10 protein-coding genes and 1 pseudogene are annotated in these 18,384 nt (G+C 68.0%); 6 read left to right on the top strand and 5 right to left on the bottom strand.

Features of this window, described 5'->3' with window-relative positions; genetic code table 11:
• Positions 1–146 precede the first annotated feature (146 nt).
• From CYFUS_RS29685 to CYFUS_RS29670, 4 genes are all read right to left on the bottom strand, one after another.
• Complete coding sequence (locus CYFUS_RS29685) at positions 147–4,148, bottom strand: GH92 family glycosyl hydrolase (RefSeq protein WP_095988294.1); 4,002 nt, start codon at positions 4,146–4,148, stop codon at positions 147–149.
• A gap of 273 nt (positions 4,149–4,421) precedes the next feature.
• The gene (locus CYFUS_RS29680) at positions 4,422–5,252 is read right to left on the bottom strand and encodes an ion transporter (protein WP_095988293.1); all 831 of its coding nucleotides are present in this window, start codon (positions 5,250–5,252) and stop codon (positions 4,422–4,424) included.
• A gap of 77 nt (positions 5,253–5,329) precedes the next feature.
• Positions 5,330–5,818, bottom strand: a complete 489-nt coding sequence (locus CYFUS_RS29675) for a hypothetical protein (protein ID WP_095988292.1) — start codon at positions 5,816–5,818, stop codon at positions 5,330–5,332.
• A 284-nt stretch (positions 5,819–6,102) separates the two neighbouring features.
• Positions 6,103–9,906, bottom strand: a complete 3,804-nt coding sequence (locus CYFUS_RS29670) for a fibronectin type III domain-containing protein (RefSeq protein WP_095988291.1) — start codon at positions 9,904–9,906, stop codon at positions 6,103–6,105.
• 396 nt (positions 9,907–10,302) lie between these two features.
• Between CYFUS_RS29670 and grpE the strand changes: the two genes are divergently transcribed.
• From grpE to CYFUS_RS29650, 4 genes are read left to right on the top strand one after another with little or no spacing between them, the layout of a single operon-like run.
• Positions 10,303–10,953, top strand: coding sequence for a nucleotide exchange factor GrpE (gene grpE / locus CYFUS_RS54070; protein ID WP_332468299.1), 651 nt, complete (start codon positions 10,303–10,305; stop codon positions 10,951–10,953).
• Positions 10,950–12,629 carry an Hsp70 family protein gene (locus CYFUS_RS29660; RefSeq protein ID WP_095988289.1) on the top strand — a complete coding sequence of 560 codons (1,680 nt, stop codon included), beginning with the start codon at positions 10,950–10,952 and terminating at the stop codon, positions 12,627–12,629. The genes grpE and CYFUS_RS29660 overlap by 4 nt, the downstream gene beginning before the upstream one ends.
• Before the next feature lie 3 nt (positions 12,630–12,632).
• Positions 12,633–14,657: a DUF6109 family natural product biosynthesis protein gene (locus tag CYFUS_RS29655; RefSeq protein WP_095988288.1), complete on the top strand. Its 2,025-nt coding sequence runs from the start codon at positions 12,633–12,635 to the stop codon at positions 14,655–14,657.
• A 1-nt stretch (position 14,658) separates the two neighbouring features.
• The gene (locus tag CYFUS_RS29650) at positions 14,659–15,024 is read left to right on the top strand and encodes a J domain-containing protein (protein ID WP_095988287.1); all 366 of its coding nucleotides are present in this window, start codon (positions 14,659–14,661) and stop codon (positions 15,022–15,024) included.
• A 21-nt stretch (positions 15,025–15,045) separates the two neighbouring features.
• Here CYFUS_RS29650 and CYFUS_RS54655 read toward each other — a convergent pair.
• Positions 15,046–15,255, bottom strand: a pseudogene (locus CYFUS_RS54655) (hypothetical protein); the annotation flags it as partial.
• A 261-nt stretch (positions 15,256–15,516) separates the two neighbouring features.
• On the opposite strand from CYFUS_RS54655, the gene CYFUS_RS29640 reads away from it, so the two are divergent.
• Together CYFUS_RS29640 and CYFUS_RS29635 are read left to right on the top strand one after the other, a co-directional pair.
• On the top strand, positions 15,517–16,497 hold the full coding sequence (locus CYFUS_RS29640; RefSeq protein ID WP_095988285.1) for a hypothetical protein: 981 nt from the start codon (positions 15,517–15,519) through the stop codon (positions 16,495–16,497).
• 260 nt (positions 16,498–16,757) lie between these two features.
• A complete protein-coding gene (locus CYFUS_RS29635; RefSeq protein ID WP_157758737.1) occupies positions 16,758–18,311 on the top strand; it encodes a TolB family protein in 1,554 nt (517 codons plus the stop codon).
• The last annotated feature ends 73 nt before the right edge of the window (positions 18,312–18,384 follow it).

Genomic DNA, 18,384 nt, shown 5'->3' with positions numbered 1-18,384 from the left:
TCCAGCGATGTACACGGTTGTGTACATGTGCGGCGGTTGTCGGGCCGAGAGGACGAGCGTGGATGGAAGGGGTGGGACGCTCCGCCTCATCGCGCTCGACGGTGTCGAACACAATGAGGCGGAGTCATCCCTCGGACGGAAGTTCCTCAGGGTCTGGCGAGCAGCTCGACCTCGGCGAGCGACACGCCCTCCGCGCCGGTCAGCTCGAGGCGGTAGTACGTGTAGCTGCCCGGGGTGGCGACCCGGAAGGCGCGCGTCTGCGTGCGCCAGCGGAACGTCTGGGCGCTGCGCTGGTCGAGGGTCGTGAAGTTCTCTCCGTCGTTCGAGCCGCTCAGCGTCCAGCCGGTCGGGTCGACCGTGCCGGTGCCCGACGTCAGCGTGTAGAAGGTGACCTGCCGCCCGCCCGAGGCGAACTGGTAGTCCAGCACGGGATCCGCCGCGGTGAAGCTCACGCTCGTGGCCGAGGTGTCATCGAAGAGCTTGCTGGCGTCCGTGCCATCGCTCGACGTGGCCACGCCACCCGTCGCGGTGTCGCGCAGCGGATTCGGGACGTTGCCATCGGTGGTGATCGAGGGCGGCGCGTCCTCGGCACCGGTGCCCCACGTGGAGGGGGCGGGGCCCATGTCGAAGTCGAGCGTGGCTCCGGCGGAGAGCTGCTCGTGCGTCAGGTAGGTCTTCGTCTGCGCCTGCCCGTTGACCCGCAGCGCCTGCACGTAGACGTTCTTCGGGCCGTTGTTCGGCGCGTTGATGGTGATGTCGTGGCCGTTCTCGAGGTGGACGACGGCCTGGGTGAAGAGCGGTGAGCCGATGACGTAGTTCTCGCTGCCCACGCCGAGCGGGTAGAAGCCGAGCGCGCTGAAGAGGTGCCACGCCGACATCGCGCCGTTGTCCTCATCGCCGAGATAGCCCTGGCCGATGTTGCTTCCGACGAAGAGGCGCGCGAGCGCGTCGCGGACCTTCTCCTGCGTCTTCGCCGGCTGACCGGCGTGGGTGTACATGTACGGGATGTGGAACGAGGGTTGGTTGCTCAGGCCGAGCTGCCCCATGCGCACGTCGCGCGCCTCGACCATCTCGTGGATCACCCCACCGTAGCCTCCGCCGAAGCTCGCGGTCTCCGGCGTGGCGAAGAACTGGTCGAGCTTCGTGGCGAGCCCGGCCCTGCCGCCATACAGGGCCGCGAGGCCGAGGCCGTCGTACGGCGCGTCGAAGGCCATGTTCCAGCCGTTGGTCTCGGTGTAGTCGTTGCCCCAGACGCGCGGATCGTAGTTCGCCGCTGGACTCGTGAAGGCGCCACTCGCCGTCCTGCCCTGGAAGAACTGGATCGACGGATCGAACAGGTTCACGTACTGCTGCGAGCGATCGAGGAAGTACTCCGCGTTCTCGACGAACTCCTGGTGGCGCGGGTGGCTCGCGTCCGCGGCGAGCACGCGCGCCATGTTCGCGATGCCGAAGTCGTTCAGATAGCCGGCCATCGCCCACGAGAAGCCATGGCCGATGGAGTTCGGGGTGTAGCCGAGGAAGATCGACGACTCGAGCCCCTTGCGTCCGACACCGCCGCTGGCCGGCGGGACCGTGGCGTTGCGCAGGGCCGCGTCGTAGATCGCCTCCACGTCGAAGTTGCGGACGCCCTTCACGTAGGCGTCGGCGAAGGCGACATCCGAGCTCGTGCCGGTCATGAGATCGGCGTAGCCGGGCGAGGACCAGCGCGCGATCCAGCCACCTTCCCTGTACTGCTGCGCGAAGCCGTCGATCAGCTCGCCCGCGGCGGTCGGCGTGAACAGCGCGTAGGCCGGCCAGGTCACCCGGTAGGTGTCCCAGAAGCCGTTGTTCACGTAGATCTTGCCGTTCTCGATTTTCGCGCCGGTCTGCGTGGGCGTGCTGGGACCGCTCGCCGCCGCCACCGGGCTCGCATGCTGGTAGACGGGCTCGGTCGCCGTGCCGGTGTTCTCGAAGCCCGAGTTCGGGTAGAGGAACAGCCGGTACAGGTTGGAGTAGAGCGTGGTGAGCTGGTCCTCATTGGCGCCCTGGACCTCGATGATGCCGAGCTTCTGATCCCAGAGCTTCTGGGCGCGCGCCTTCACGTCCTCGAAGCGGTCGCCCTCCGCGATCTCGAGCGCGAGGTTCTTCCTGGCCTGCTCGACGCTGATGAGCGAGGTGGCGATGCGCATGGTCACGGTGCGGTCGTCCGCCGGGACGGTGAAGCGGAAGTAGCCGGTCACGTTCGCGCCGCCGCCGCCGGAGAGCATGCCGCTGGTGGCCACCGGCCGGTCGAACGTGGCGTAGACGAAGATTCGCGTGGCGCCCGTCGACAGCCCGCTGCGCGCGTCGGAGTAGCCCGTGATCGTGCGCGCCTCGGGGTCGAGGGTGAGCCCGCCATTGTTGTCGACGTTGTCGAAGAGGAGGCTCGCGTCGTCGCCAGGGAACGTGAAGCGGAAGAGCGCGGCATGATCAGTGGGGGTGAGCTCGGCCTGGATGCCGTTGTCGAACTTCACGCCGTAGTAGTAGGGCCGCGCGATCTCGTTCTCGTGCTGGAAGGCGAGGGCGCGCGTGGCACGGTTGGCGCTCGGCGTGCCACTGGCCGCCGAGGGCAGGACCTGGAAGCTCTGCCGGTCACCCATCCACGGGCTCGGCTGGTGGCTGAGGGAGAGCGCCTGGAGCGCCGGGCGGTTATCCGCGTTGTTGGCGCTGTGGTACGCGTACAGCCAGCCCGCCGTGCCCGCGTTGGTCACCGGGGTCCAGAAGTTGAAACCATGAGGGATGGCCGTCGCGGGGAAGTTGTTGCCGCGCGAGTAGCTGCCGCTCGAGTGGGTGCCGCGCAGGGTGGTCACGTAGTCCGACAGATGCCCGGGGGTCGTGTGAACGGGATTGGCCGTGATCCGCACGTCGTCGATCCAGCCACCGAAGCCGGCAACCGGCCCCTGAGGTTGGTCGTAGCCGATGAGGATGCGCTTGATCGTCTTGCCGGCGGCGACGTCACCGATGCGTGAGACCTTGTAGTTCCACTCGTTGGCGTAGAGCGTGCGCGACGCGCCCTGGCCCGAGGGGCTCAGCACCGCGTGGTGCTGGTCCACGGCGTTCAGCTCGCTCAGGTAGGTGCCATCGTCGAAGGCGAGATCGAGCGCCGCGTAGGTGCTCGGATAGTTCGGGTCGTCCGTCGCCGCGTCGGCGAAGAGCAGATACGACAGCTCCGTCGTCGGCGTGACCCGCACGTCGACGTCGAAGAGCTTGTTGTAGGAATAGCCGCGGCTACTCGACGTGACCGCGCCCGCGAAGCGCAGCGCGTGCGTGCCGGTGAACCCGGCGTTGCGCTTGGAGTTCCACGAGGCGCGAGGGCCGTTGCCGACCACGCTCTTCATGTCCGTGACCGGCGGCGGCGAGTCATCGCCATTGGAAAGCTGGAGTTCGGCGATCTGCAGGATGTTGCCGCTGTGGTTGGCGGTGACGTTGAGCCGGTAATAGGAATAGGCGGTGGTGTTGGCGAATTCGTAGGTCTTGGTCTCGAAGCGCGCGGTGAACGACTGGTTGCTGCGCTGGTCGAGCACGGTCCAGCTCGTTCCGTTCCGCGAGGCCTCGAGCCTCCAGGCGGCGGGGTCTCGCTCGGCCGCGTCGTTGGCGGAGGAGAGGGCGTAGCGCTTCACGGCGATGGGCTGCTTGAGCTTGAACTGCACCCAGCCCGTGCTCGTGAACGTCAACCACTTCGAGTTCACATCCCCGTCGGCGATGAGGTCCGCGGTCTCGTTGGGATAGTTGTCGCCGTTGGCGGTCAGCTCGGCCACCTGATCCATGATGTTGCCGCGGAGCCGCGTGTCCGGCTCTCCGGTGACCCCGGAGGACTTCTTCTGTCCCTGCGCGTCGAGTTCGACCGTGGAGCTCCAGGTGGGTTGTGGGTCCGCGTCCTCGAACGACGTGTAGAACTCCTGGGGAACGCTGGGGGAGCCGCCATCGGTTCCCGCGTCGGTACCGGTTCCCGCGTCGGCTTCGGTCCCCGCGTCGGCTTCGGTCCCCGCGTCGGCTTCGGTCCCCGCGTCGACTTCGGTCCCCGCGTCGGCTTCGGAACCCGGATCGGGGTCCGGGGGCGGGGGAGTTGGAGGGCCGCAACCAATGGTCGAGACAACAGCGAGGGTGAACAAGAGAGTGCGAGCGATCATGCGTGAACCCTTGGGTGCATGGGGGCCGTGCATCCTAGACGAAGCACTCTCTCCGGGGCGCCGCGTCAAGTGCGGGAGCGCCAACAAACCGGGGCAGGCCCACGCGGGTTCAGTACTTGGAGATATTTACGTCCTCCAGGAACACCTTCTTCACGGGCACCTTCTCCTTCTGGGTGGAGAGGGTGACGTCCTTGTTCTTCTGCTCGTCGAACTGGAGCTTCTCGGAGATCCGTTGTCCGGTGAGCAGGTTGCTGACGGCGTAGACGCCGCGGCTCAGAGGGCGTTGCCGCAGCGCTTGCAGTGGCGCGCGTCCAGGTCGTGGCCCTCGAGGCCGCAGCCGGGGCAGGCGCGCGGGTCGATGGCCTGTTGCCGGACCGCCTGGGCGAGCTCCACGGACACGATGCCCGTGGGCACCGCGAGGATGCCGTAGCCCATGATCATCAACACCGAGGCGATGAACTGTCCGGGCACCGTCTTGGGCGACAGGTCGCCATAGCCCACCGTGGTCATCGTCACGATGGCCCAGTACATCCCACGTGGGATGCTGTCGAAGCCGTTGGCGCTCCCCTCCACCATGTACATCACCGCGCCCATGATGACGACGGTGCTCAGCACGGCCCCGAGGAAGACGATGATCTTCCGCCGACTGGCCCGGAGCGCCGTGAGCAGCACGTCCGCCTCCCCGAGGAAGCTGGCGAGCTTGAGCACGCGGAAGACGCGCAGCAGGCGCAGCACCCGCACCACCAGCAGGGACTGCATGCCGGGCAGCATCAGGCTCAGCACCGAGGGCAGGATGGCCAGCAGATCCACCAGCCCGAAGAAACTCAACGCGTAGAGCAGGGGCCGGTTCACCGACAGCAACCGCAGCACGTACTCCAGCGTGAAGAGCCCGGTGAAGCACCACTCGAGCACGCGGATGGCCTGCCCATATTGGACGCGGATGGGCTCCACGCTCTCGAGCATCACCGCGAGGACGCTGAGCACGATGGCCCACAGCAGTCCCACGTCGAAGGCACGGCCCGCCGGAGTGTCCGACTCGAAGATGATGGTGTGCAGCCGCGCCCGGAGTCCCGCCGGGGCGCTCTGCTCGGATGGATGTGGCACGAGGGCAGTCTAGATCTCCATGGCGCGGCGGGGGCGGAATGCTGTCCGCCCGCCGCGACTTGCCGGCGACCGGGCGCTCAGCGCTTCTTGGTGGACTTGCGCGCGGTGGCGGTCTTCACGGCGCGCGCCACGGTCGTCTTCGCCGCGATCGCGGCCCGGGTCACCACCTTGCGTCCGATGCTGCCCACGAGCTCCGTGGCGCTCAGCTTCTTGCTCGCGGGGGCCTTCGTCTTGGTCTCCTCCCGCGCCTGACGGGCAGGGGCCTTCGCGGTGGCTTCCTGCGTCGTCGCCTTCCGAGCGGGCTTCGCCTGGGGGGCGGCCTTCTTCGCTCTGGCCACGGGGGCCCTGGGCTCCGTGCGCTTCTTCTCCGCGCGGGCGCGGTAGCGCTTCACGGTCTCGGCGTGGGCTTGTCCATAGCCGGTGGGCGAGTCGGGCAGGGCCGCCTTCTCCTCCTCCTTGGTGAGGGCGATCTTGTGTTCCTCATTGCCGAGCCGGGGACCCGAGCCTTTGTAGGTCTGCGAGGGTTGCTGCGACGCGAAGGGTTCGAAACTGTAGGTTCTCCCCATGGCTCTCCTCCTGCCTGCGTGACTGGGATGTTCTAGAAATAAGGAGTGGTCCCTGATTTTGGAATGGGCCCCCTCGAGGCGCCTCGCGGTCCCCGTCCCAGGATTCCTCTTCTTCTCCGTCCAGGTAGCGCACGACGAGGCCCGCGGGCTTGTCTGCCTGTCCGTGGGGGCAACGGGCCGTACGAGGGCTCGGAGGCCGGTTGCCCCGAGCTTCGTGGACGGTTCGAGAGGGTGGGGCCTGGCGCGCGAAGCCGGGTGCCGTCGCGCGCCAGGCCCCGGTCGGGCTACTTCCAGGTGTCGTTGAGGGTCGTGGTCCCCGAGGCGGGGATCGTGGTCGAGCGGTTGGCGCCGCTCTCCCAGGTGACGTTCCCGGAGCCGTCCTTCTTGATGTACTTGTATTCGAGGGCCGTCGAGCCGGGCAGGCCGAGGGTCACGCTCCACTTCGGGTAGCTGGCCGGAGAGAGGAGGATGGCGGCGCCGGTGTTCCAGTTGCCGATCGCGGCATGGTTGCCCACGAGGTAGATGTTCTGTCCCACGACGGTGCTGGCCGTCACGTTGAAGGTGACGGAGGTGGACGAGGTGGTGTTCGTGGTGACGCTCAGGGCGGTGCTCTGGGCGGAGGCATTGCCCGCGGTGTCGCGCGCGCGCACGGTGTAGCGGTAGAGCGTGCCGGCACTCAGGTCGCTGTCGGTGTAGCTGGCGGAGACGGGTGAGCCCACCAGCGCGCCATCGCGGTACACGTCATATCCGGCGATGCCGCTGGCGTCCGTGGAAGCGCTCCAGGTGAGCGACACGGAGGAGGACGTCTTGGACGCCGCCGTCAGGCCGGAGGGGACGGAGGGCGGGGTGGTGTCGAGCGCGGGCGCTCCGCTGGAGACGACGCCGTCCTTCACCGTGGAGGTACCCACGGGCAGGAGGTAGTTGTTGCCCTTGTTGTTGTCCCAGGTGCCCTTGCCATCGTTGAAGACACACTCGAGCCGGGTGGCCGCTCCCAGGTTGACGGTGTATTTGGCGTAGCCCGCCACCTCGGAGGTGGCCATGACGTTGCCGGGCACGGTCGTCCACGCGCCGTCACCGATGCGGAAGTGGATGTATTTGAGGGCGAAGTTGTTGTTGGAATAATAGACGGTGGCGCTGTTGCCCGTCTGGGTGGTGACGGACAGGGCGGAGCTGGGCGTGGAGACATTGCCCGCCGCGTCCCGGGCGCGCACGGTGTAGCTATAGGTGGTGCTCGGCGAGAGGCCGGTATCCGAGTAGGTCGTCCCCGTGACGGACGCGACCTGGGTGCCATTGCGGAGCACCTCGTAGTTCGCGACGCCGTAGTTGTCGGTGGAGGCCGTCCAGACGAGGGCCACCGAGGAGCTCGTCGTGCCCGACGCCGTCAGCCCCGAGGGAGCGGAGGGCGGGGTGGTGTCCGGCGGCAGGGTGGCGACGTTCAGGGCGGTGCTCTGGGCGGAGGCATTGCCCGCCGCGTCCCGGGCGCGCACGGTGTAGCTGTACTGGGTGCCGGGGGAGAGGCCGCTGTCGGTATAGGCCGTGCTGGTGCTCGAGCCCACCTGCGTGCCATCGCGGAAGACGTCATAGCCGCTCACCGCCACGTTGTCCGAGGACGCGCTCCAGCTCAGGCTCACCGAGCGATCCGTCTTCGCCGTCGCGGTCAGTCCCGAGGGGACGGAGGGCGCGGTGGTGTCCACCACGAGGAAGGGATGCGTGCCCTGCACCGTGCCGTTGGGGTCCTCGATGTACTTGCCGCCCACCAGGTTGTACCGGCCCGAGCCCACGTAGACGGACTGGATTTCCCCGCGGGTGACGTTGCCCCGGCTGTCGGTGGCCTCGATGTAGTAGTCGAGGAGCTGGTCGCGGTAGTTGCCCAGGTAGACGTAGTAGAGATCGCCGATCTCCTGCGCGGGCACCTTGGCCATGACGGGCAGGTAGGTGGGCTGCCAGGAGACGCCGTTCATCACGGGCTTCAGGTCGCGCCGGGTGAGCGGGTAGTCCACCCAGGCGCCCACGCGAGCCGGATCGATGTTGGGAACACCCGCGGCCTTGAGCGCCGCCGGATCATAGACCTTGTGGGTGTTGTCGAGCGGGTCGATGCTCTTGTGGGTGTGCACGCGGACGCGGGCCTTGATGGAGGAGATGCCGCTCACGTCGTAGGCGTAGGTGTAGAGGGCGAAGTGGTTGTTGAAGAAGTGGAGCGTCCAGCCCTCGGACTTGTCGGTGTTGGCGCTGCCGGGGTTGTAGGGCCAGCGCTGGGCCCACCAGACGGAGGGGCCCGTCTTGTCCTGGGCGAGGCGCTGCTGCACGTAGGGCTTGGAGAAGTAGAGGGATTGATTGAAGGACAGCGTGGGCTTGACGTTGTCGTCCTGGTTCTCGTCGTAGTAGCCGAAGCCCGAGTCCATGGCGGGCAGCAGGAAGTACCAGGCGAGCTCGGCGGGGTTGGCGCCGCCCGCCCAGTCGTTGTTCACGTCGCCCTTGACGGGAAAGGACATCATCCACGGGTTGAGCTGGTTGCCCGTGTGGGTGATCTGCTTGTCCAGCGCGGAGGTGGGAGACCAGTGGTTGGGGTGTGCGTCGAGCCAGAGCTGCTCGGCGGTCTTCGCGTAGTTGAGGGCGGCCTGGAGCAGGGCGAAGTTGCGCTCGAGGTAGTGCCAGCCGTGCTCGAGCGAGACGGTCATGCCCTCCTGCACGCCGCTGAGGTTCGTCTTGGGGGAGAGATTGAGTCCGGTGGCGGCGTTGAAGGCGGGGAACTGACCCTTCCAGATGCCGAAGGGCAGCTTCCAGTGGTGCCACTGGGGATCCGAGGAGGAGTCGCGCGTGTCCACCCACGAGCCGTCCTGGACGTGCACCACGTCGGTGGAGGCGGGGGTGTGGTTGACGAGGTACTCGGAGATGCCCACGCACTGCACGCCATTGGCGCAGGTGACGGAGCGGCCGTTGTACCAGGTGGAGTCGGAGCCGGCGCGTCCGCTCGAGTTGTCGCCATCATGCGCGATGACGAAGAACTGCCGCTGGGGGACGAGTCCCTCGAAGCTCTTGAGGTTGACGACGTCGACGGTGGCCTCGCCTTCCCAGCCTTCGAGCCAGGAGCCGTTCTGGTTGACGGGGATGCCGACGATGCGCGACTCGGCGCCCGTGGCGGGGTCCACGTAGCGCACCCAGTGGGGCGTGGAGGCGAAGGGGTACTTGTTCTTGATGACCTGCTGCTCGTGGGCCATCTGCGCGCTCACCCAGGAGCCCACGGAGCTGGTGTTCTGGAGATCGGCGCGGTTGGGAGGGGAGACGAGCGTGTCGGAGCCCGGATCGTTGAGGTAGGGGTAGTCCTTGAGGGTGCGCGAGAAGTGGTTGTCACCGATGACGGACCACTGCACGCCGAGCTTGGAGAGGGTGGGGATGAGGCGCTCGGAGAAGCCGAGCTCGGTGGGGAAGAAGCCCTTGGAGGACTGGAAGGAGCCACCGAGGAAGTAGGGCTGGGCGAGCGTGGCGCTCTGGTAGATGAGATCCTTGAGGAAGTAGTCCGGACCGACCAGGGGCCCCATGGAGTGGTGGCCGGTGAAGTGGATGAGGTCCAGGGTGCGGTTGCCCGCGGGAGTGAGCAGGGTGCCGTAGCGATCCTTCCAGGAGGAGCCCCAGCTTGCATTGTCATAGCCGGGGACGTTCTTCAGGGTGACGAGATCCTGGACATTGTTCACCACGGCGCCGGACATGGTGACGTGCACCTGGCCGGTGGGGGCGTTGGTCTTCATGTCCGAGGCGACGCTCGGAGGCCAGTACAGGTAGGCGCCCGTCTTCGCGTTGTGCGAGTAATACGTGACGAGGTCATCGTGCGGCATGGGCGCGCCCGATGGCAGGTAGTATGTGTAATTGGACGGGGGGTTCTTCTTCAGGTTGATGACCTGCGCGTCATACATGTACCGGATGGGGCTCCCGGTGGACGTGGACGCGTACTGACTCAGGTCGTAGTAGGCCCAGAAGTTGGGCATGTGGTTGTGGTAGACGTGGGCCGCGGCGATCTGCGCGCTCGCGGGCGTGGCGCACAGCAACAGCGCCGACAGGACGGGCCCTATCAACGGCTTCACTCGATGCATGGGGGTTCCTCTGGGGTAGGAGGAGGCGCACCCTAGTGGAGCCGGCCGGGCTTTTCTCGTTTTCTGATGAAGAAGGATTTGCCGCATCGCGGCAATCGTTCGGGAAGAGACCGGAATCCGACGAATTCAGCCCCGGTGCCGCTGCGGCCTCGTTCGCGTCCTCAATCAGCTACGTGACGCCCCAGGTCGTCCTTCAGACAGAGAGCTGGCGAGTTCTGTGTTGACGGTGGAGAGCGGGTGAGGAAATCCTGGACATGACGGGCGAGGTCATGCCATAGAGACCCACGGGAAAAGTAGGTCCCGGGAATGCCCGTATCGAGAGAAGACTGGGAAATACGTCCGCACGAGCGAGAGGAGTCCTCGCGTTGAGGCGAGCTGTTTGGGGCGGCAACCAGCATGGGTGTGTGTGAACTGAAGCTGCGGCTTCGATTCTGTTTTGTATGGAGCGCCGGTCGGAAACGATCGGCGTTGAATTCAATGTTCACCTGGCTGAGACGCTTGTTCATTGGACGTTCAGGAAGGCCCGGACTCCCTGGGGCCACGCTACCTGCCGAGTCTCCTTCCACCTGGGGCCCCATGCTTCTGGATGCCGTCCAGAAGTCCTCCCGGGCCCAGTCCCGTCTGGTCCTCCATGTCGAGGATCTGGAGCGCAAGCTGGAAGGGGGATTCGCGGAGCTGAGGAGTTCGCTCTCCTCTCTCCGTGGCGCCACGTCGGGCGGCTCTTCGGAACGCGAGCCCCCCTGGGACGAGTTCCTGGATGCCATGGATCTGCTCGAAGAGGCCTCTCGCGTCGCGGCGGATGGGGCGCTCGCATCGGGACTCATGGGAGTGGCGGCCCGGCTCGAGCGCTTTCTGACCTCCTCCGGGATCACGCGCCTGGCGTCCATTGGCCACATTCCCGACGGGCGCCTGTTCCGGATTGTCGGCACTCAGTCCCACCCCAGCTTCGCCGAGGGCGTCATTGCCCGCGTGGTTCGCGCCGCCGCCCTGCGGGGTGAGCGTCTCATTCGCGAGGGCGAAGCCATCATCGTGAGGAATACCCCTTGAGCCATGTCTTTGGAATCGATCTGGGTACGACCAACTCTGTCATCGCCCACCTGGTGGAGGGCCGCCCGGTGGCCGTGCCCGTGGAAGGCAGTCGCATCGTCCCCTCGGTGGTCCTCTACGAGGACGATCGTGTCCTCGTGGGGCGCGAGGCGCGCAACCTCGAGATGCTGAGGCCCGAGCGGTGCATCCGCTCGGTCAAGCGCAAGATGGGGACGCTCCACCGCTACGCCATCGCCGGGCGCGAGGTGTCTCCCGAGGAGGTGTCCGCCGAAATCCTGTCCGCGCTCAAGCGGGGAGCCGAGAAGGCCACCGGCGTCCCCGTGCGTGACGTGGTCATTACCGTGCCTGCCTATTTCGATGACGCCCAGCGCCGCGCAACCCTCGAGGCTGGCCAGCGAGCGGGGCTGCACGTGTTGCGGCTGCTCAATGAGCCCACCAGCGCCTCGCTCCTGTATGAGCACGTGTTGCATCCCGAGGCTCTCCGTGTGGCCGAGCCCGAGATCCTTCTCGTCTACGACCTGGGGGGCGGCACGTTCGACGTGTCGGTGCTCGAGGTGTTCCAGGGAGTGCGTGAGGTGCGCTCCACCTCGGGCAACACCCACCTGGGCGGGGACGACTTCGACGACAAGCTCGTTCAGCTCTTCCTCGAGGAGCTCAAGAAGCAGGGCGTGGAGCCTCGCGAGGACGTGCGGGCCATGGCGCGCCTGCGCCAACTGGCCGAGGAGACGAAGATCCGTCTGTCCGCGGACATCTCCGTGCACGTGAAGGAGGAGTTCCTCACCCAGGCGCAAGGCAGGCCCATCCACCTCGAGATGGAGGTGCGGCGGCGCGCCTTCGAGGTGCTCATCGAGCCGCTGCTCGAGTCCACCGTGACCCTGACCCGTCAGGCCCTCGCGGAGGCCCGGCTCGAGGGGCAGTCATTGTCCAGGATATGCCTGGTGGGAGGCTCGACGCGGATCCCCCGGGTCCGCCAGATGCTGGAGGAGGCTTTCGGAGCAGACATCCACGAGGAAGTGGATCCAGATCTGGCCGTGGGATTGGGCGCGGCCATCCAGGCCGGCATGTTGTCCGGCGAGCCGGTGGGACGCATCCTCGTGGATGTGGCGTCGCATAGCCTGGGCATGCGCGTCACCGGAGAGGACGACATCGGGAGCGCCACGCCGGATACCTTCGCCCCGGTCCTCCGCCGCAACACGGTGTTGCCGACGACGAAGGTGGAGGAGTTCTACACCGTGGTGCCCGGGCAGGAACTCGTCCAGGTGGAGGTGTTTCAGGGTGAGTCGCACCGGGTCTCGGAGAACACGCGGGTGGGGGCCTTCGAGTTCCCGCTCGAGCCCCGGCCCGCGAACTCACCGGTGCGGGTGGAGTTCGCCTACGATCTCAACGGGGTGGTGAAGGTCTCCGTCAGCCAGCCCGGCACGACGAACGCCAAGACGGTGGCCCTCTCGGTGGCGGACGTGGGTAGGGCCGTCCCCGCCCTGGCGCCAGGGCAGAGCGCGGTGGAGCGCAAGGGGCACGCCCTGCTCGAGCGGCTCCCTCCCGAGCCCCGTGCCGAGCTGAAGCGGCTTCTCGAGCAGTACGCGCGGGCCCAGGGCGTGGCGCGCGAGCGCGCGGAGGAGGCGCTCCTGGATTTCTTCCTCAATCTCGAACATGGGTCGGGAGCCCCGGAGCCCTGAGTCATGGTGAAGCACGACCGCACCGGGCGCCAGCACCGCCAGTGGCTGGATGAGGCGCGAAAGTACCAGAAACGGGGGGACTTGGAGGGGATGCTGTCCGCGCTATTGCGGCTGCCGCCGCCGCTGAGAGAGGAATTGCTCCCCAGCAGTGCCACCCTCTTCCGGCAGGCCGTCCGGGAGCAGCACCGCCGCGGCTCCTGGGGGATGCTCAGCACCCAGGCCATGCGCGTGGACGCCGAGCCCGGCCTGGTGGAGCGAGGTGCGGCTCCAGAGGAGGCCTGGGCCACGTACTGGCCACTGGTGTGGGCGGCGGGCCGCGCCCGCGATTGGGGGCGCGCGCGGCGGCTGTGGCAACGCCTCAACGACCCGGCGCGAGTGCATGCGCCCCTTCTGGCCAGGGCGATGGATGGCTGGCTCTCCTCCGAGGGGAGCCCCTCTCCGGAGCTCATCGCCCCCGCGCTCGATCGCCTGCCCCCGGTGGAGTCGATCCTGGGAGTCGAACCGCCGAGCCAGCGCGTTTCCCCGCCGCCGCCCCGCTCGCTGGAAGAGGTGGAAGAGGCGCTCCTCGCCTTGCGCGCGCTCGAGCCCTTCCCCGTCTTCGCCAGCCGCGCCGAGGCGTGGGCACGAGCGGCACCCACCGAGGTCGCTGGGGCGATATGGGAGCTGGCGGGACAGCTGGCGGCGCGAGAGCTGTGGCTCCGGGCGGCGGAGGGCGAGGGGCACGCCACTTTCTCGGAGTCAGCCTCGCTGTTGGCCCGGGCGGTGCGGGAGGGAGGAGCCTCCGAGGCCCTGTTCGCTCCTACGTTGCAGGCGCTGCGGGTGGTCGCCGCGGGGCTTGCGCGGCCGGTCGTCTCGCGCATCGAGGACGCCGAGCCCCTCTGTACCCTGGCTCAGGCCGCGGCGCTCCAACCGTCGGCCCGGTCCTGGGTGGTGCAGGCGGTGTCCGGGCTCCGCTTCGAGGGGGCGGCCCTGCCGCGGGCGCTGGGCCTCTATCAGGAATTGCTGTCCCGGATCGCGAGCGCGCCCCTCTGGGCGCGGGCCTTCCTGGCCTGGTGCGAGAAGAACCCCGAGGCGCCAAACGCACCCGGGTGGCTCCAGGAGGGCCTGGGCCGGCTGGTCGCCACGGAGGCCTCTTCCCTGCTGTCCTGGCTGGGTGGGGCCGTGCCCTCCGAGCGTATGGAGTTGATCGAGTGCGTGGCTTCTACCTGCGCACCGGACCTGGTGGAGTCATGGGTGGATGTCTGCTGGGAGGGCGCGAGCGAGGAGCTCCGGAGAGAACTCAGTGACGCCGTCCGTATCCTGCTGGACCGCAGTCGGGTGAAGAAGGGAGGACAGCAGTTGGAGCGTCTGCTGCGCGGCGCGCGGAGCATGGAGGATGCGGAGCGGATGCTGATGGGGGTGGAGGGAGCAATGGAGCAGCTCTACTCCTCGATGAAGCTGACCGGGAACGGCCTGCGCACCTGGCGCCGATTCGCTCCCAGGGTGCTGACCTACCAGGTGGAGTTTCTCGAGGAGGCGGTGCGTCAGGCTTCCTCGGACGCCGAGGCATGGGATGCAGCCGTGCGGTACCTGGAGGCCCATCCTGGGAACATGGGGCATATCGAGGCGCTCCGGACGATGGCGGTGTCCGGTCGGGAGGGGCTCGCCAGGCGCATTCTGGAACGCTGGCTGGATCGCCATGCTGCCAATCTGTTGGCACTCGCCGAGGCGGTGGTGGCCGCCGGGAGGATGAACACTCCTTGCGAGTACCTCCACCCGGTGCTGGAGGCCTTCATGCGGGCCCTGTCGGAGCAGTTACCCGCTCCCCATGTCCCGGTGGTGGAGCAGGCGCAGGCGTTGGCGCACAAGCATGGGTTCCGGTTGCGCAAGCGCGGGGCTTCGCGGAAGAAGAAGGCCGCGAGCACCACGGCGCGCCGTACGTCACGCTCGAAGAAGAAGCCCGCCGCGGCGGGCGCGGCGCCACCGGAGGAGTCCGAGAGAAGCCTCCCGAAGGTTGTCTCTCCGGAAGAAGGGGAGGAGGGCAGCTGATATGACGACCGAAGAGCCGTTCGCCGTATTGGGGTTGGCGCCTACGATGGACCCGATCGCCATCAAGAACGCATATTTCGCCGCGCTGATGCGGCACCCACCTCACCAGGATATGGAGGGGTTCCAGCGGTTGCGTCGCGCCTACGAGGCACTCACCCGACCGGGAGGCCTGGCGGTGGCATACCTGACGAGCCCCGTGGACGTGCAGAAGCTGGCCAGGGACGCGCGCGAGCGTTTCGATGCACCGCTCGAGAAGGCCGCCGTGGTGGCGCTGGCCGCGCGAACGGGAGTGGAGACCGTGGCGCGGTGGGTGGAGCGGTGCTCCCGGATGAGCTGGGACGAGGCGCTCCGGGCTTTTGCCAGGTGATGTGGCTTGCTCGGTTCCTCTTCAACCCCGGTACCGCTCGGCCATGCGGTAGAGGTAGGTGAGGGAGTAGTCCAGGAGCGACTGTCGCGAGCGCATGTAGTTGCGGGCCCGGACGAAGGGAAGCCAGACTCGGTTGCCCACCAGCACCTGCGCCTCCTCGAGCTTCTGGCGCGGTATCCACCTTCCGCCGAGCTTGCGGCGTAGAGGCTGTACTGTTCGAGAGTACGCTCCAGGTTGTCCACGTCCGGGGGCAGGGCGGAGTCGGCGCACCTCGCGAAGGAGATCGGGCTCGCGGTTCGTCAGGAGGCCCCTGCCGGAAGAACCGATGCAGAACGAGCCTTCGACGGCGAAGTAGGCAAGCGGCCCCTGTCGGGTGGTGGGCGGAGGGCACCCTCGAGCCACGCACGGAAGTGGGGCAGGGCGCCTGCCTCACCGTGCGGCCACCGAAGGCGTGAGGCGCGTGCCCCCGGCTGAGGTAGCTTGCGGTCCCGTATGGACGCTTCCCGCTCTCGCCGGCGCCGCGCGCCCTTCCTGGTCGGACTCCTCGCCATCCTCACGGCGCTGCCCGTGGGCTATTTCCTCTTCCTCCACGAGGCTCCGGCCCCCGCCCCGGTCAGCGTGCCCGCGCCCGTCCCCGAGCAGCGCGCGCCCCCGCCCGTCCCGGAGCCTCCGCGCCTGATGGAGCTGACGCTGCAGGAGATCCGCGGCACCGTCGAGGTGCGCCGGGGCGGTGGCGCGTGGCGCGGTGCCAGCGTGGGCGAGGCCCTGCGCGCCTCCGACGCGGTGCGCACGCTCGCGGGCTCCTACGCGGTGCTCATCGGCGGCGAGGCCGTGGAAGTGCGCATGGAGCCCGGTACCGAGGTGACCGTGGCGGAGCTCACCGACAAGCTCTCGCGGCTGTTGCTCGACAAGGGCATGACGACGGCGCGGGTGCTCGCCAGCTCCGGCTCCCCTCATGCCCTGGAAATGACGGCCACCGGCAGCGACGCCGTCGCCCGCTCGCAAGGCGGCGCGTTCACCGTGAGCAACAACGGCGCGGGCACCGTCGCCCTGGCCACGCTCGAGGGCGAGGCCACACTGTCCGGCCAGCAGCGCAGCGTCCTCGTCCTCGCGCGTCAGCAGTCCGTCGTCCGCCCCGGTCAGGCTCCCTCCGCCCCCACTCCCATCCCCACCAGCCTCCTGCTCAAGGTGAACTGGCCCGATCGTCCCCGCCGGCAGGTCCTCATCTCGGGACAGACGGAGCCCGGCACCCAGGTGCTCGCCAACGGCGAGGGCGTGCTTCCCGACGCCCAGGGCCGCTTCTCCTTCCCCCTCACCCTCAAGGAAGGCTCCAACCCCGTGCAAGTCCAGGTCCGCTCCGTGGGCGGTTTACGGCAGGAGGAACAACGCGCACTCCAGGTAGACACCACGCCGCCCAAGGCGGTCACCGTCGACCCAGGACTCTGGAATGACCCCACTCCCCCACCGCCTTGAGTGCAGTCCTTCTAATGAGTGTGTTGACCCTTGTTGGTGTGGTCTGTAGTTTGCAAAACAAACACCTCAGCGGGAATTCCTGCACAGGGACAATCCAGGTCGGAGCCCTGGAGCACGAGGCCAGGAGACGGCGAGTCGAGGGGCCGAAGTCCTCCAGATGAATGCGGGGTGGGGACGTGCCCGAGCACCGGGCACGGGATTGAGCCGAGGCACAGGGAGTCCCCTCTTCTTCGAGCCGGAGGTCCCTCACGATGCCGCGGATGGTTGCTGCCCTGTTGTTCCTGATTCCCGTATGGGCGTTGGGGCAGGAGTCCGCGGGGGTCCTGGTGGGAACGCCCCGGGTGGTCAACACCTCGCCGGGAGATCAGATGGATCCCCACGTGAGCGGCGAGTGGGTGGTCTACACGAACCAGCCGGTCCGCGACGTCAGTGAGATTCGCTACCACCACCTGACCACGGGCGAGGATCTGCCCCTGCCCACCGGGGGAGGGCTCGACTCGCTCTCCGACATCCAGGGCACCCAGGTGGTGTTCACCCGCACGAGCCCCACCGACGCCACCAACCACATCTACCGCTTCGACGTGCGCCTGGGTGGCGTGGCCGAGGAGCTCGTGCCGCGGCCCGGTACGGATCGCCGCACCGCCACGGTGGGCGGGCACACGGTGGCCTGGCAGGACGTGGCCATCGGCCCGAACGCCCTCTCCCCGGAGATCCACGTCTACAACCAGGACACGCTCGCGCTCACCCGGCTCACCGCCGACGCGAGCGTGGACCGCACCCCCGCCGTCAGCGAGGACGGACGGACGGTGGTGTGGTCGAAGTGCGCCACCAGCGTGGATGGGTGCGACATCTGGGCGGCGCGCGAGCTGTCGGCGGGCTACCACATCCGGCAGATCACCGGCTCCGAAGGGGAGGAGACGCAGCCGGACACCAATGGCGAGGTGGTGGTGTACGTGAGCCGCGCCTGGGTCAATGGCGTGTTGGAGTCGGACATCGCCTGGACGTCCCTGGAGGGAGGGGAGGCCCAACGCCTGTCCCTGCCCGGCACGGACACCAACCCCTCCATCAGCGGTCCGCTCATCGCCTTCGAGCACTGGGATGCGACCAGCCCGACGCCCAACTACGACATCCACCTGTACGATCTGCGCACGCGGATGACCTACCGGCTCACCGAGACCCCGGCCAGCGAGTCGCTCAGCGACATCAGCTATGGCGCCAATGGCCAGGTGCGTCTGGTCTGGGCGATGCGCCAGAACGGCGAGTACAACGTCTACGCCAACGAGTTCCGCCTGCCGATCGACTGTCACGAGGCGCCCAGCACCCCGAGCGCGCAGACGGTGTGCGCCACGCCCGGCAACCGCCAGTTGCAGGGGGTGCTCCAGGTGACGCACTCCGTCGGGCAGTCGGTGCCGGTCTCCACCCCCATCTCCGGCCATGGCACGGGGGTGGTGTGCGTGGACAATGGTTACGGGGGCCCGGCCGCCACCTCCGGTTGGGTGTGGCTCGGCGAGGGCGTGGCGGTGGATCCCCACGACTTCACCCGGGTGCCGGCGGGTGTGGCCCGCAAGGTTCCGCTCCAGGGCTCGCGCCCGCTGTCCGCCGAGGCGCGGGGTCAGGAAGGCAGCTCCTTCCGGGTGCGGCTCTACGGCTCCCTGGTGTGCGAGGTGGCGGCGCAGGACGCCACCTTCCAGCCCACCGAGGTCCGCCAGGGCGAGCACCTCCGCTCGGAGCCCCTGGACATCCGGTGCGCCCGCACGGGCGGCTCGCGCTACTTCGTGCGCTTGGGGGACGAGGCCGGAGTCGCCTGGAGGTAGGCCAGCGCCGCCCGCCTCCACGCGGGGGTGGGGTGGGGAAACGTGCCGCGCCCCGGCGATAGCATTTCGGGCG

This window comes from Cystobacter fuscus (genome assembly GCF_002305875.1).
GTDB classification, from domain to species: Bacteria; Myxococcota; Myxococcia; order Myxococcales; family Myxococcaceae; genus Cystobacter; species Cystobacter fuscus_A.
This window is presented reverse-complemented; position numbering and strand designations above follow the sequence as displayed.

Excerpts from the sequence above, each read along its gene's own strand:
- CYFUS_RS29685 (WP_095988294.1), bottom strand. The coding sequence starts at position 4,148 with ATGATCGCTCGCACTCTCTTGTTCACCCTCGCTGTTGTCTCGACCATT.
- CYFUS_RS29675 (WP_095988292.1), bottom strand. The coding sequence starts at position 5,818 with ATGGGGAGAACCTACAGTTTCGAACCCTTCGCGTCGCAGCAACCCTCG.
- CYFUS_RS29670 (WP_095988291.1), bottom strand. The coding sequence starts at position 9,906 with ATGCATCGAGTGAAGCCGTTGATAGGGCCCGTCCTGTCGGCGCTGTTG.
- grpE (WP_332468299.1), top strand. The coding sequence starts at position 10,303 with ATGGGTGTGTGTGAACTGAAGCTGCGGCTTCGATTCTGTTTTGTATGG.
- CYFUS_RS29655 (WP_095988288.1), top strand. The coding sequence starts at position 12,633 with ATGGTGAAGCACGACCGCACCGGGCGCCAGCACCGCCAGTGGCTGGAT.
- CYFUS_RS29650 (WP_095988287.1), top strand. The coding sequence starts at position 14,659 with ATGACGACCGAAGAGCCGTTCGCCGTATTGGGGTTGGCGCCTACGATG.
- CYFUS_RS29640 (WP_095988285.1), top strand. The coding sequence starts at position 15,517 with ATGGACGCTTCCCGCTCTCGCCGGCGCCGCGCGCCCTTCCTGGTCGGA.
- CYFUS_RS29635 (WP_157758737.1), top strand. The coding sequence starts at position 16,758 with ATGGTTGCTGCCCTGTTGTTCCTGATTCCCGTATGGGCGTTGGGGCAG.